This window comes from Vibrio sp. 811 (assembly GCF_033339195.1).
Genome location: NZ_JAWOUB010000013.1, coordinates 80,730 through 93,666, shown reverse-complemented (window position 1 = coordinate 93,666; position 12,937 = coordinate 80,730). Strand labels below are relative to the sequence as shown.

Genomic DNA, 12,937 nt, shown 5'->3' with positions numbered 1-12,937 from the left:
CCAAAGATCGTCTCTTTTAATCGAAGACATAGAAGGGTACACGCACAAATCCCTCCATCAGTATTCTCGCACTTCGGCTCATAATGGCTTTTTGCACCACCCAGCCCTGCTCAGTTTGCTTCGCTTGTGCCCCAACTTTTAACGTTCCTGACGGGTGACCAAAAGTCACGGACTCTTTTTCACCGCCACCAGCGGCTAAATTCACTAACGTTCCGGGCACACACGCAGCAGAAGCGATAGCAACGGCTGCTGTTCCCATCATTGCATGATGTAGCTTGCCCATCGACAGCGCGCGAACGAGCACATCAATATCCGACTCATTAACGGCTTTACCACTTGAAGACAGGTAACTTTTCGGTTTAGAAACAAACGCTATTTTCGGCGTATGTTGGCGTGTTTGAGCTTCTTCTAAATCAGAAATCAGGCCCATTTTTAACGCGCCATATGCACGGATGGATTCGAACATCGCTAATGCTGTGTCATCGTTGTTGATATCGTCTTGCAGCTCGGTGCCCTGATATCCTATCGATTCAGCATCAATAAAAATGGTTGGTATGCCCGCGTTAATAAAGGTCGCGTTGAACGTACCCACATCCGGCACCACCAAATCATCAACTAAGTTACCCGTTGGGAACATACTTCCTTCGCCATCGGAAGGGTCAACAAAATCCACTTGAATCTCTGCAGCTGGAAACGTGACACCATCGAGTTCAAACTCTCCAGTTTCTTGGACGAAACCATTGACGATTGGCACGTGAATCAAAATCGTTTTGCTTATGTTCACTTGCCAAACACGCACCGTCACAATGCCATTTTCTGGAATACGGTCTTGTGGGACCAGACCAGCATGAATGGCGAAAGGACCGACAGCGGCAGACAAGTTGCCGCAGTTACCACTCCAATCGACGAATGGTTTGTCGATCGACACTTGGCCAAATAAGTAGTCAACATCGTGATCGGCTCTGCTGCTGCGCGAAACAATCACTGTTTTACTGGTGCTTGACGTCGCGCCCCCCATGCCATCAATTTGCTTCGCGTAAGGATCAGGGCTGCCAATAACGCGTAGCAACAGTTTGTCACGTGCGGCTCCAGCCACTTGCGCTTCTTGAGGTAAATCCTCTAGGTTGAAAAAGACACCTTTACTCGTGCCGCCACGCATGTACGTCGCGGGCACTTTTATTTGGCTTGTTTGATTCGGAGTATTATTTGACATACGCACTCCTTATTGTGCCAAGAAATCTTGCGCGAAACGCTGCAAAACACCACCTGCGTTGTACACGTGAACTTCGTCAGCGGTATCTAAGCGACAAGTAACCGGAACATCGACTCTATCGCCGTTGCTGCGTGTGATAACCAGCGCTAAATCAGCGCCCGGCTTGATTTCTCCAACCACGTCGTAAAGTTCCGTACCATCCAGCGATAGCGTATTGCGGTTAACGCCTGGCTTAAATTGCAGTGGTAGTACGCCCATGCCAACCAAGTTAGTACGGTGAATACGCTCAAAGCCTTCAGCAACAATGGCTTCTACGCCTGCCAGTCGAACGCCTTTTGCTGCCCAGTCACGGGATGACCCCTGACCGTAATCCGCGCCAGCCACCACGATCAATGGTTGTTTACGATTCATGTAGGTTTCAATCGCTTCCCACATACGAACCACCTGCCCTTCTGGCTCTATACGCGCCAGAGATCCCTGCACGACTTCGCCGTTTTCCTTCACCATTTCATTGAACAACTTTGGGTTAGCGAAGGTCGCGCGTTGCGCCGTTAAGTGGTCACCACGGTGAGTCGCGTAAGAGTTGAAATCTTCTTCTGGCACACCCATTTTCGCTAAGTATTCACCTGCTGCGCTGCTTGCGAGAATCGCGTTGGATGGTGATAAGTGATCAGTGGTGATGTTGTCGCCCAGAATCGCCAATGGACGCATGCCAGACAATGTTCTTTCTCCCGCTAGCGCACCTTCCCAGTACGGTGGTCGGCGGATATAGGTACTCATCGGACGCCAGTCGTACAGCGGGTTAGGATTTTGCTCTTGATCATTCAGCTTAAACATCTGAATGTAAACTTGCTTAAACTGCTCAGGTTTAACATGAGTACCGACAACTGCATCGATCTCTTCATCGCTTGGCCACAAATCATTTAAGTAAATTGGTTTGCCATGTTGGTCAGTGCCCAGTGCATCGCGCTCGATATCAAAACGAATGGTACCGGCCAGCGCATAAGCGACAACCAATGGTGGTGAAGCCAAAAAAGCTTGTTTGGCGTACGGATGGATTCGACCATCAAAGTTACGGTTACCAGAAAGCACCGCTGTCGCATATAAATCACGGTCGATGATCTCTTGTTGGATTTTTGGATCCAGCGCACCACTCATACCGTTACAAGTTGTACATGCGTAACCAACAATGCCAAAGCCAAGCTTCTCTAGCTCTGGTAATAAGCCCGCTTCTTCCAGATACAAGCGTGCAACTTTAGAACCCGGAGCAAAAGACGATTTCACCCAAGGTTTACGTACAAGACCAAGTTCGTTGGCTTTCTTCGCCACAAGGCCAGCAGCAACCACGTTTCTTGGGTTACTGGTATTCGTACATGAGGTAATAGCAGCGATGATCACTGCACCATCTGGCAACTCGCCTTCTTTCTCTTCCCACGCTCCAGAAATGCCGCGCTGTGCCAACTCAGAAGTTGGTAAACGACGATGAGGGTTTGACGGACCAGCCAAGTTACGGCTAACTGATGATAAATCGAACTCAAGTACGCGCTCGTAAACTGCGCTATCAAGATCGTCTGCCCAAAGACCGGTTTGTTTTGCGTAATTTTCTACTAAAGCAACTTGTTCTTCATCTCGACCAGTTAGTTTCAAGTAATTGATGGTCTGCTCATCAATATAAAACATGCCAGCTGTTGCGCCGTATTCTGGTGTCATGTTTGAAATCGTTGCGCGGTCTCCGATCGTTAGATCACGTGCGCCTTCTCCGAAGAATTCAAGATATGAAGATACCACACGCTCATTACGCAGAAACTCAGTAATCGCGAGGACAATATCCGTTGCGGTAATGCCCGGTTGACGTTTACCCGTCAGTTTGACACCGACAATATCTGGTAGACGCATCATTGATGGTCGGCCAAGCATGACGGTTTCTGCTTCCAGACCACCGACACCTATCGCAATAACACCAAGAGCGTCTACGTGAGGTGTGTGACTGTCCGTACCCACACAGGTGTCTGGGTAGGCAATGCCCTGCTTTGCTTGTACCACAGGAGACATTTTTTCCAAGTTGATTTGGTGCATGATGCCATTCCCAGCTGGAATCACGCTGACGTTTTCAAACGCTGTTTTACACCACTCAATAAAGTGGAATCGGTCTTCATTACGGCGCTCTTCAATCGCGCGGTTTTTGTCGAAGGCATCAGGGTCAAAGCCCGCATGTTCAACCGCTAAAGAGTGGTCAACGATCAATTGTGTCTCAACCACTGGGTTCACTTTTGCAGGATCACCGCCCTGATCTGAAATGGCATCGCGCAGACCCGCTAAATCGACTAGAGCGGTCTGACCAAGAATGTCATGACAAACAACGCGTGCTGGATACCAAGGAAAATCAAGATCGCGTTTGCGTTCAATTAACTGTTTCAGGCTATCTGTCAATGTGTTCGGGTCACAGCGGCGGACCAGTTGCTCAGCTAGCACGCGAGAGGTATAAGGGAGTGTTTCATAGGCTCCAGGAGAAATGGCATTGACGGCTTCGCGTGCATCAAAATAATCCAGTTGAGTTCCCGGAAGCGGCTTACGATATTGAGTATTAATATTTGTGTTCATGGTTTGCTTCCATTCAGTCTTTACATCTTGCCTTCATCAAGGTTTTCCATTGCTCCAGAAACACAGTGATGAGAGGATCTCCTTCCTCTGTTAGAGAGAATGACAAAGGAAGGAGGTGGTCAACCAAAGCATATAATGCCCTCGTTGACCTTCGCGCTAGCGATTCTCGATAGGCACCCATTCTTGATGATCTGGGCCCGTATAATCGGCACTTGGGCGAATAATACGGTTATTGGCACGCTGTTCATAAACGTGTGCAGCCCAGCCCGTTAAACGACTCATCACAAAGATTGGGGTAAATAGTTTGGTTGGAATGTCCATGAAGTGGTAAGCCGATGCATGGAAGAAGTCCGCATTACAGAACAGACCTTTCTCTCGCTTCATCACTGATTCAACACGCTCAGAAACCGCATATAGATGAGTATCACCAACTTGTTTCGATAGCTCTTTGGACCATCGTTTTATTAAGGCGTTGCGAGGGTCACTTTCACGATAAATCGCGTGACCGAAGCCCATGATCTTGTCTTTATTGGCTAGCATTTTCATGATGTTCGCTTCCGCCTCGTCGGGCGTTTGCCAATCTTCAATCATTTCCATCGCCGCTTCGTTCGCACCACCGTGAAGTGGCCCACGAAGCGTACCGATTGCTGCCGTGATACAAGAATGGATGTCTGACAACGTTGATGCACAAACGCGTGCTGCGAATGTAGAAGCATTAAACTCATGTTCAGCATAAAGAATGAGCGAGCAATGCATCACTTGTTTGTGCAGCGCAGATGGCGCTTTGTCTGTAAGTAATCGTAAGAAGTAACCACCGATGCAATCTTCAGTCTGATCCTCGGTGTTGATACGCACGCCATCATGACTAAAGCGGTACCAGTAACAGATGATGGCAGGGAACAAGGCTAGCATACGTTCGGTTGCTTTCAGTTGCTCCTCGAAGCTCATTTCCTGCTCTAGGTTACCCAATACAGAACAACCCGTGCGCATTACGTCCATTGGGTGTGCGCTTGCAGGAATTAACTCTAAAGCTTGTTTTAGCTCGGCTGGCAAACCTCTAAGGCTGAGTAGGTGTGTCTTGTATGCATCGAGTTCTTGTTGATTCGGCAAGTGACCGCGTAACAGAAGGTGAGCCACTTCTTCAAACTGTGCGTTGTTCGCAAGATCAGTAATATCGTATCCACGATAAGTTAAACCAGTTCCCGTTTTTCCGACAGTACATAAAGCTGTGCTTCCTGCGCTTTGACCACGAAGGCCTGCGCCACCTAATTCTGCTTTCTTTTCTGCAGTTTGAGACATTGTTTGAACTCCTTTTCTGTCTGACTTTTCCCTCTCTGGGGTGTTTTTAGCCAAACGAATTTCACGTTATTAGATGAGATAAATTCCGATTATCTTTTTCTTGGGCTTCCGTTTATTTTTGCTTTTCCCCCGCTATTTCCCTTCAGAGAATAACTGGTCAAGTTTGTCTTCGTAGTCGTGGTAATTCAGGTGCTGATACAACTCTTTACGTGTTTGCATCGAATCAACCAGTGCTTCCTGATTACCCACTTCTAGCAAATGTTTGTAGACCGTTTCAGCAGCTTTGTTCATGGCACGGAACGCACTTAATGGATAAAGCACCATGTCCACTTTTGCTTTCGCTAGCTCATCGCAGCCATACAGCGGTGTCGCGCCAAATTCTGTAATATTCGCCAGAATAGGAACGTGCTTTCCGGTCGCTTGCTCAAGCGCATTTGAAAACTGAAGGTACTGGTCCAGCTTGTTCATCGCTTCTGGGAAGATCATGTCTGCGCCAGCTTCCACACACGCAATCGCGCGCTCGATTGCGCTGTCCATGCCTTCAACAGCTAACGCGTCAGTACGAGCCATAATCACGAAACTTTCATCATTGCGTGCATCAACCGCGGCTTTTACACGATCAACCATCTCTTGCTGGCTGACTATTGCTTTGTTCGGACGATGACCACAACGTTTCTGTGCGACTTGGTCTTCCATGTGCACCGCTGCCGCGCCCGCTTTTTCCATCGCTTTGATCGTGCGAGCAATGTTAAATGCTCCGCCAAAACCCGTGTCGATATCAACCAAAAGAGGCAAATCACATGCGTTAGTAATACGGTCAACATCAACCAAAACGTCGTTTAATGTTGTGATACCGAGATCCGGCAATCCGTATGACGCATTTGCGATACCGCCACCAGACAAGTAGATCGCTTGGTGACCCAAGTTTTTTGCCATCATGGCGCAATACGGGTTTATAGTGCCGACAATTTGTAGTGGATTATTTTGTTCAATGGCGAGTCTGAATTTCGCTCCCGGTGTTAAGCTCATGACGAATTCCTTCTAGTCTTTGTCTAAACTTTCTGTATGTATAATTTGAGATTGGATGAGCTTTCGACTTCCTGATATGTGTCTTCTCATCAACATTTCTGCAAGCTCTTCATCGCGATTGCGAATGGCTTCCAAAATGAATTTGTGTTCGGTGAGCGCCTCATTCGGGCGAGATTGCGCACGTGGCGACTGGTAACGATACATCCGTAATAAGTGATAGAGTTCATCACACAGCAGAGATATTAACTTACTGTTTCTGCTCGCTTGGATGATGCGATAGTGAAAATCAAAGTCACCATGTTGATGGAAGTAAGACGCGCCTTCCATTTGGTCTATATGCTTGGAATGTGTCGACAATAGCATTTCCAAGCTTAAGAGCTCTTCTTGCGTAATGTGTCGCGCAGCTAACCTTGCTGCCATGCCTTCCAATGCTTCTCGAACGGCATAAAGTTCTATCAGCTTTTCCGGAGAAAAAGTGGTCACTCTGGCCCCAACATGAGGAATTCGCTCGATGAGCCCTAGCCCCTCTAAGCGCATCAATGCTTCACGCAAAGGCCCACGACTGACTTGATATTTCTTTGCTAGCTCAGGCTCTGATATCTTATGGCCAGGCTTCACATCGCCATTAACAATGACTTCAATCAGTGTTTCGGTCAGCGTTTCGGATTTGGTGTGTTCTTTCTCAGAACCCAGCACTTTATAACGAGCTTTCAACTCAGAGTTCATATTCAGATACTCTTGTTACCGACATCGAAATGTCTACAATTTCTTAACCTGAATATAAAGTAGTCGATCAAAGTGTCGACAATCAAGTAAATTGTCGACAATTTAGACTAAGGTCGTAATTTAAATGGGCCTAAAATGCCTGTTAAGTGCCATTTTTAGCAGAAATAAAGAATGGGGAACTCATATTGTCGACAACTTATAAAACTTTAAGCTTATGATCTAAAAACTAAAAGCTCAGTTGTCGAACAATAATCGGATAAAAAACTATTCTTTAGGTGCAAATTGATCAAAGACTTGTTGCGAAGTCATCTTTTGTGAAGCGGAATTGAGGTCATAATAAGCTGGCTTTTCATCGGTAAAAATCTCTAAAGTGAGTTTGAAATCTGGGTTATCGAACAAACCAGCGGAAAGAATGTACTCACCTGTCGGCAACAAATGGTAGAAAAGGTTTGTGCCACACTCACCGCAAAACCCCCTCACTCCCCAGTCTGACGACTGATAACGTTTAGGTTCGCCACCTTTAAACGTCACGTTAGGCCCACAATGCACCGCATGAAGTGCGCCACTCGACCATTTTCGACACATAGAGCAATGGCACAGGCTAACCTCATTTTTAACCTCAGCGATGACTTCAATTGCGCCGCACAAACACGTCCCTTTCATTCTCTTTTCCTCGTTCATTTTCCGTCATTTTATTATGGCCTACCAAAGCGTAAAGCCGCGTGACCTAACACCAACTTCTCGCCGTGAACTTTATGAACAAAATAACCGAAATGCTCAATATTCTCTTTATATCTCTTTTACAGACAGATATTTAACACTTAATTAACCTTTACACCAAGTTCAGCTTTAACGCTTACAAGGCATGACAACTGAGCAAAAACAATAAGGCTCAACTAAATAGAGTCGCTAACATAAGGAACGTGAACATGTTAAAGGTACTCAAACCAACGCTCGCCGCTTCAATCATCGCAGCTTCATTTTCATTCAACGCTCTTGCTGCAGATATTGAAAAAATGCACTTTCTTATCCCTGGAGGTGCCGGTGGCGGTTGGGACATGACCGCCCGAGGTACTGGTGATGTATTAATAAAATCAGACATCGTCGAAACCGTATCATTTCAAAACCTATCTGGTGGTGGCGGTGGCAAAGCAATCGCACATTTGATTGAAACGGCTGATCGTCAAGAAGATACACTCATGGTGAACTCAACACCGATCGTCGTTCGCTCGCTCAGTGGGATCTTTCCACAATCTTTCCGCGACTTGACTCCTGTTGCCGCAACGGTTGCCGATTATGGCGCCATTGTTACATCAGCCGATTCTCCTTATAGCTCTTGGGAAGATGTCGTTAAAGCTTTTAAAGAAAACCCACGTAAGGTGAAGGTTGCTGGTGGCTCTGCTCGTGGTTCTATGGATCATTTGGTTATAGCAGCAGCTTTCAAAGGTGAAGGTTTTGATGCGCGTAAAGTTCGTTACATTGCCTATGATGCAGGTGGAAAAGCCATGGCAGCCCTACTTTCAGGCGAAACACAACTGCTCTCTACAGGGCTAGGTGAAGTACTCGAAATGTCTAAGTCTGGGCAAGTGAAAGTGTTAGCGATTACAGCACCAAAACGTTTAGAAGCTGCGCCTAATATTCCAACTCTCACCGAATATGGTAATGAAACTGTCTTTGCTAACTGGCGTGGATTCTTTGCAGCACCAGGCACAAGCCAAGAAAAGCTAGATGAATGGAATGCCGCATTTACTAAAATGTATAACACCGACGAATGGCAAGTCGTTCGAGACCGCAATGGTTGGATCGACAACTATAAAGCGGATAAAGCATTCTTCGCGTTTCTTGAAGATCAAGAGCAACAGATGGGTGACTTAATGCGCGAGTTAGGCTTCCTGAAGTAACAATCGAATTGGGGTCCCTCAGATACCAACCTCAATGAATAACGTAGGTTGGTATTTCCCCATTGTATTTGCACTCTAAGTTTCACCGCATATGGACATTGTCGACAATCGGCATGCACACTCCTTTGTTTATATACCCAAAGCGGCTCGACTAGCAGCGAAATGCTTAATTGTTAATGGTTTAGTTTATTCATTGACGTCCATATGCGGTCTTTTTTACTTTTGTTAGGAGTTGAATATGCCTCGTTCAACCAACTTTTTCACCAAAGAGTATTTGCTCTGTCGTGACCGCGTCGGCGCAATGATCTTTCTACTCTTCTGTCTTTGCTACGGTTATCAAACCTCGCAGATTCCATTGTTTCCAGGTGATGAGTATGAACCATTCACCGCACGTACTCTGCCAACCATCCTGACTTACGTTGGTGTCGGCCTTTCTTTGCTATTGCTGGTGACAGGACAACCAGATAAACAAAGTGGCGCAGTGCTGACCTTCAATTGGAAGTTACTGATTGCCTTTTTAATTTTAATGGCGCTCTACGGCGTGGGCCTGACTTATCTAGGTTTTGTGATAGCTACTGGCTTCTTTTTATTGGCTGGCTTTTATCTGCTCGGGGAAAGACGTAAACCTGTTCTGTTTGGCGCGTCGTTTCCATTCGTGATCGCGTTCTACTTATTACTCACTCAAGGTTTGGACATCTATCTCGAACCGGGTTTGATTTTCACCATCTGGTAGTCAAAGAAAGGACTGAATTATGTTAGATGGAATTCTACAAGGTTTATCCACCGCAGTAATGCCAATGAACATTATGATGGTGATCGTTGGTTGCTTCGTCGGTACATTTATCGGCATGTTACCTGGACTTGGGCCGATCTCAGCCATTGCTTTGATGATCCCAATTACTTATGGCCTAGAGCCCTCCTCTGGCCTTATTTTAATGGCGGGTGTTTATTACGGTGCGGTATTTGGTGGCTCTACATCGTCGATTTTAATTAACGCGCCGGGTTGTTCTTCAACCGTGGTCACAGCATTCGACGGCTACCCAATGGCTCAAAAAGGCCAGGCAGGTAAAGCATTAGCTTTGGCAGCTTATTCGTCTTTCACTGGCGGTACGCTATCTGCCATTATGTTGCTTGTTGCCGCACCAGCATTGGCTAGCGTCTCCCTTAGCTTCCAATCGTCGGACTATTTTGCGTTGATGCTACTTGGGTTATCAGCAGTCGCGGCTTTTGCGGGGAAAGGTCAGGTAATCAAAGCGTGGATGATGACCATTCTTGGTTTGATGCTATCTACAGTTGGAATCGATAAAGGCGTAGGCGTTGAACGCTTTACCTTCGGTTTAACGGATTTAATGGATGGCTTTAGCTTCTTGTTGCTTGCAATGGCGACATTCGCACTGGGTGAGACACTGATGGGCATCCTTAAACCATCAAAAGACACCAGCGATGAAGAACAAGAAAAGCTGAGCAACATTGGCTCAATGAAAGTGACCAAGGAAGAAATCAAAGATGTTGCGCCTGTTTCAATTCGCTCTTCAATATTAGGTTTCTTCACTGGCGTTCTTCCTGGCGCAGGGGCAACCATTGCTGCTTTTTTAAGCTATGGTATGGAGCGCAACCTCGCACCTAAAGAGAAAAAGGATGAGTTCGGTAAAGGCAGTATCCGTGGTTTGGTTGCGCCAGAGTCTGCGAACAATGCAGCATCTAGTGGTTCATTTGTACCGCTATTAACGCTTGGTATTCCGGGCTCTGGTACAACAGCAATAATGCTCGGTGCGCTGATCGCTTATGGTATTCAACCTGGCCCTCGCCTATTTGTTGAACACCCAGATGTGTTCTGGTCAGTGATCATTTCCATGTACTTCGGCAACATCGTACTTGTGATCCTGAACTTACCGTTGATTCCGTACATTTCAAAGCTTTTGGCGGTTCCAAGAACGGTGCTTCTACCGATGATTTTATTCTTCTCAATCACCGGGGTTTATTTGGTCTCCTTTAACACTATGGATGTGTTCGTGATGCTGATTGTTGCTATGGCTGCCATTGCACTTCGGCTCGCTAACTTCCCGCTCGCACCTTTATTGCTGGGCTTCATCCTTGGAGGATTAATGGAAGAGAACTTACGCCGCGCATTAATGATTTCAGATGGAGAACTGAGTTTCCTATGGGAGCGTCCTATTACCCTTACCTTTACTGTTTTAGCTGTATTGGTATTGGCAAGTCCACTAATCGTAAAGCTGATTCAAAAGTTTAAAGCACAGCCAGTCAGCGTTGAGCAGTAATCGCTGTCTCTTTCAACCTAGATAAAGCCATCCATCGTGATGGCTTTATCTTCCGCCCTCCAAATCGTTCGCTTATTGTGCAGATGGTATTGACAAATCACTGTCGTTATATAAAGGTGATTGTATGAACACACACTTAGCGCAACTTAACCAACGAATTATCATCATTCCATAGGAATGGTGGGATTTTTTGATGCGCTCAGTATTTATCGAACCCACCCATAGCGGTGGGTTTTCTGTCTCTACCGTATGGGAAAAGCTCTCTTGGAGGCGGTCACAATGCAAAAAATAGCAGTTTTTGGTAAACCCGGCAGTGGAAAATCGACGGTAAGTAAAGCAATCGCGTCTGCTACCGGTCTTCCTCTTCATCAATTAGATTCAATAGTCTATAAACCAAACGGTGATCCCGTTGAGCGTAACGTTTTTGATGAAGCCCATAGCAATATACTAAGCTCAGATCGTTGGATTATAGATGGCCTTGGACCGATCAGCTCTTTCAACGCTCGTTTAGATGCAGCCGATACTCTCATTTATATTGATCTACCATACTCCGTAAGCTATTGGTTTGTGACGAAACGTCTCCTTAAAGGACTATTCATAAAACCTGAAGGTTGGCCTGATGGTAGTTCGGTACTGAAAGGAACGTTACAAAGCTGCAAAGTTCTTCAGCAATGCCCCGCATTCTGGAATGATGACTTTATGTATCGCCTCGAAGGGTACTCTCAAAGTAAAGCCGTTCATGTCATCAAAAACGTTACAGAACTGAACAATTTTGTTTTAGAGCGGGTAAAGTAAACCTCATATCAGAACATTAGAGCATGTAGGTTAGAGCATCTGAAGCTCTAACAATGAAAAAGAACATAACAAGGATTGTTTATGCTTTTAGAACTCTCACTTTTATTCTTTGCTGGCGTAATTGGTGGGATCATTAACTCCATAGCGGGAGGCGGAAGCTTTATTACTTTTCCGGCTCTATTGGCAGTTGGTGTTCCTCCTATTATGGCTAACGCAACAAACACATATGCTTCATGTGCGGGTTACATTAGTGGAGCCGTCGGGTTCAGAGAAGAGATCATGAAGAACAAGCATGAACTGCTGTTCACAGTCTCATTCAGTTTAGTCGGCGGCGCTGTCGGAGCATATCTGTTGCTCAACACGCCAGAGTCGCTATTTATGGAAGCCATCCCTTGGTTACTCTTATTTGCCACCGTGCTTTTTCTCACCGGTTCTCGTTTAACAATGCTAATCAAAACTGTCGCGAAAGAGCACAAACATGCTGGCATACTCGGAGCAATCGCGTTGGGTTTACTACTTGTTGGTGTCTCTGCTTACGGTGGTTTTTTCAACGCAGGTTTAGGGGTTATTGTTCTGAGTTATCTGGTAGTAGCTGGTCACCAAGACATTAATTTAATGAACGGTTTGAAATTGCTCGTATCTACGTGTGTTTCACTCATTGCTATCGTGATTTTTGTTGCCAATGGCTCCATTGATTGGCACACAGGTAGTGTTGTTTTGGTCGGTACGTTGGTAGGTGGGTATCTTGCAGCTCGTGTATCTCGTCAACTGAATCCCAATCATGTTAAAGGGTTTGTTGCTCTTTCTTCTATTCTCATCACTATCTACTTTTTCATTGATGTTTATGTTTAAGCAAAACTTGTACAAGTGGATAACACTCCTACAAAAACACCAGCGCGAAAGATTAATGCAGATAGCTTAACGATTTTTTGTGTCACTCCAGCGAGGTTAGGAATCTAATAGCACTACACTGAGCGGCTAATGAAACCATTTTGATCACAAAGTGCTCGGATGGAAGATCCTGTATCACGCTCCTTCGTCGCTGTACAGGATGACGAGAGATAGAAATATGCCACTCGCAGTTAAACGAGTGG

11 protein-coding genes are annotated in these 12,937 nt (G+C 45.9%); 5 read left to right on the top strand and 6 right to left on the bottom strand.

Annotation, left to right across the window (positions count from 1 at the left end; all coding sequences use genetic code 11):
* Positions 1-16: 16 nt before the first annotated feature.
* The 6 genes from prpF to R7Q46_RS17815 all read right to left on the bottom strand — a co-directional run bounded on the left by prpF (position 17) and on the right by R7Q46_RS17815 (position 7,531).
* On the bottom strand, positions 17-1,213 hold the full coding sequence (gene prpF / locus R7Q46_RS17840; RefSeq protein WP_213968886.1) for a 2-methylaconitate cis-trans isomerase PrpF: 1,197 nt from the start codon (positions 1,211-1,213) through the stop codon (positions 17-19).
* Positions 1,214-1,222: 9 nt separating this feature from the next.
* Positions 1,223-3,814, bottom strand: a complete 2,592-nt coding sequence (gene acnD / locus R7Q46_RS17835) for a Fe/S-dependent 2-methylisocitrate dehydratase AcnD (protein ID WP_213968885.1) — start codon at positions 3,812-3,814, stop codon at positions 1,223-1,225.
* Between the two features lie 156 nt (positions 3,815-3,970).
* A complete protein-coding gene (gene prpC / locus R7Q46_RS17830) occupies positions 3,971-5,113 on the bottom strand; it encodes a 2-methylcitrate synthase (protein ID WP_005377283.1) in 1,143 nt (380 codons plus the stop codon).
* Positions 5,114-5,245: 132 nt separating this feature from the next.
* On the bottom strand, positions 5,246-6,142 hold the full coding sequence (prpB, locus tag R7Q46_RS17825; RefSeq protein ID WP_005388185.1) for a methylisocitrate lyase: 897 nt from the start codon (positions 6,140-6,142) through the stop codon (positions 5,246-5,248).
* A 12-nt stretch (positions 6,143-6,154) separates the two neighbouring features.
* Positions 6,155-6,868: a GntR family transcriptional regulator gene (locus R7Q46_RS17820; RefSeq protein WP_005377279.1), complete on the bottom strand. Its 714-nt coding sequence runs from the start codon at positions 6,866-6,868 to the stop codon at positions 6,155-6,157.
* A 264-nt stretch (positions 6,869-7,132) separates the two neighbouring features.
* Positions 7,133-7,531: a GFA family protein gene (locus R7Q46_RS17815; protein WP_167415227.1), complete on the bottom strand. Its 399-nt coding sequence runs from the start codon at positions 7,529-7,531 to the stop codon at positions 7,133-7,135.
* Positions 7,532-7,797: 266 nt separating this feature from the next.
* Between R7Q46_RS17815 and R7Q46_RS17810 the strand changes: the two genes are divergently transcribed.
* From R7Q46_RS17810 to R7Q46_RS17790, 5 genes are all read left to right on the top strand, one after another.
* On the top strand, positions 7,798-8,769 hold the full coding sequence (locus R7Q46_RS17810; protein WP_005388181.1) for a tripartite tricarboxylate transporter substrate binding protein: 972 nt from the start codon (positions 7,798-7,800) through the stop codon (positions 8,767-8,769).
* A gap of 238 nt (positions 8,770-9,007) precedes the next feature.
* Positions 9,008-9,502 carry a tripartite tricarboxylate transporter TctB family protein gene (locus R7Q46_RS17805; protein WP_005388179.1) on the top strand — a complete coding sequence of 165 codons (495 nt, stop codon included), beginning with the start codon at positions 9,008-9,010 and terminating at the stop codon, positions 9,500-9,502.
* Between the two features lie 19 nt (positions 9,503-9,521).
* Entirely contained in the window at positions 9,522-11,048 is a 1,527-nt protein-coding gene (locus R7Q46_RS17800) for a tripartite tricarboxylate transporter permease (RefSeq protein ID WP_005388177.1), read from the top strand.
* Positions 11,049-11,327: 279 nt separating this feature from the next.
* On the top strand, positions 11,328-11,843 hold the full coding sequence (locus R7Q46_RS17795) for an adenylate kinase (RefSeq protein ID WP_258474115.1): 516 nt from the start codon (positions 11,328-11,330) through the stop codon (positions 11,841-11,843).
* Between the two features lie 81 nt (positions 11,844-11,924).
* On the top strand, positions 11,925-12,695 hold the full coding sequence (locus tag R7Q46_RS17790; RefSeq protein WP_318077667.1) for a sulfite exporter TauE/SafE family protein: 771 nt from the start codon (positions 11,925-11,927) through the stop codon (positions 12,693-12,695).
* Positions 12,696-12,937 lie beyond the last annotated feature (242 nt).

Bases quoted from the DNA above. Each gene is read 5' to 3' on its own strand.
- prpF (WP_213968886.1), bottom strand. From the start codon at position 1,213: ATGTCAAATAATACTCCGAATCAAACAAGCCAAATAAAAGTGCCCGCG.
- acnD (WP_213968885.1), bottom strand. From the start codon at position 3,814: ATGAACACAAATATTAATACTCAATATCGTAAGCCGCTTCCGGGAACT.
- prpC (WP_005377283.1), bottom strand. From the start codon at position 5,113: ATGTCTCAAACTGCAGAAAAGAAAGCAGAATTAGGTGGCGCAGGCCTT.
- prpB (WP_005388185.1), bottom strand. From the start codon at position 6,142: ATGAGCTTAACACCGGGAGCGAAATTCAGACTCGCCATTGAACAAAAT.
- R7Q46_RS17820 (WP_005377279.1), bottom strand. From the start codon at position 6,868: ATGAACTCTGAGTTGAAAGCTCGTTATAAAGTGCTGGGTTCTGAGAAA.
- R7Q46_RS17815 (WP_167415227.1), bottom strand. From the start codon at position 7,531: ATGAAAGGGACGTGTTTGTGCGGCGCAATTGAAGTCATCGCTGAGGTT.
- R7Q46_RS17810 (WP_005388181.1), top strand. From the start codon at position 7,798: ATGTTAAAGGTACTCAAACCAACGCTCGCCGCTTCAATCATCGCAGCT.
- R7Q46_RS17805 (WP_005388179.1), top strand. From the start codon at position 9,008: ATGCCTCGTTCAACCAACTTTTTCACCAAAGAGTATTTGCTCTGTCGT.
- R7Q46_RS17800 (WP_005388177.1), top strand. From the start codon at position 9,522: ATGTTAGATGGAATTCTACAAGGTTTATCCACCGCAGTAATGCCAATG.
- R7Q46_RS17795 (WP_258474115.1), top strand. From the start codon at position 11,328: ATGCAAAAAATAGCAGTTTTTGGTAAACCCGGCAGTGGAAAATCGACG.
- R7Q46_RS17790 (WP_318077667.1), top strand. From the start codon at position 11,925: ATGCTTTTAGAACTCTCACTTTTATTCTTTGCTGGCGTAATTGGTGGG.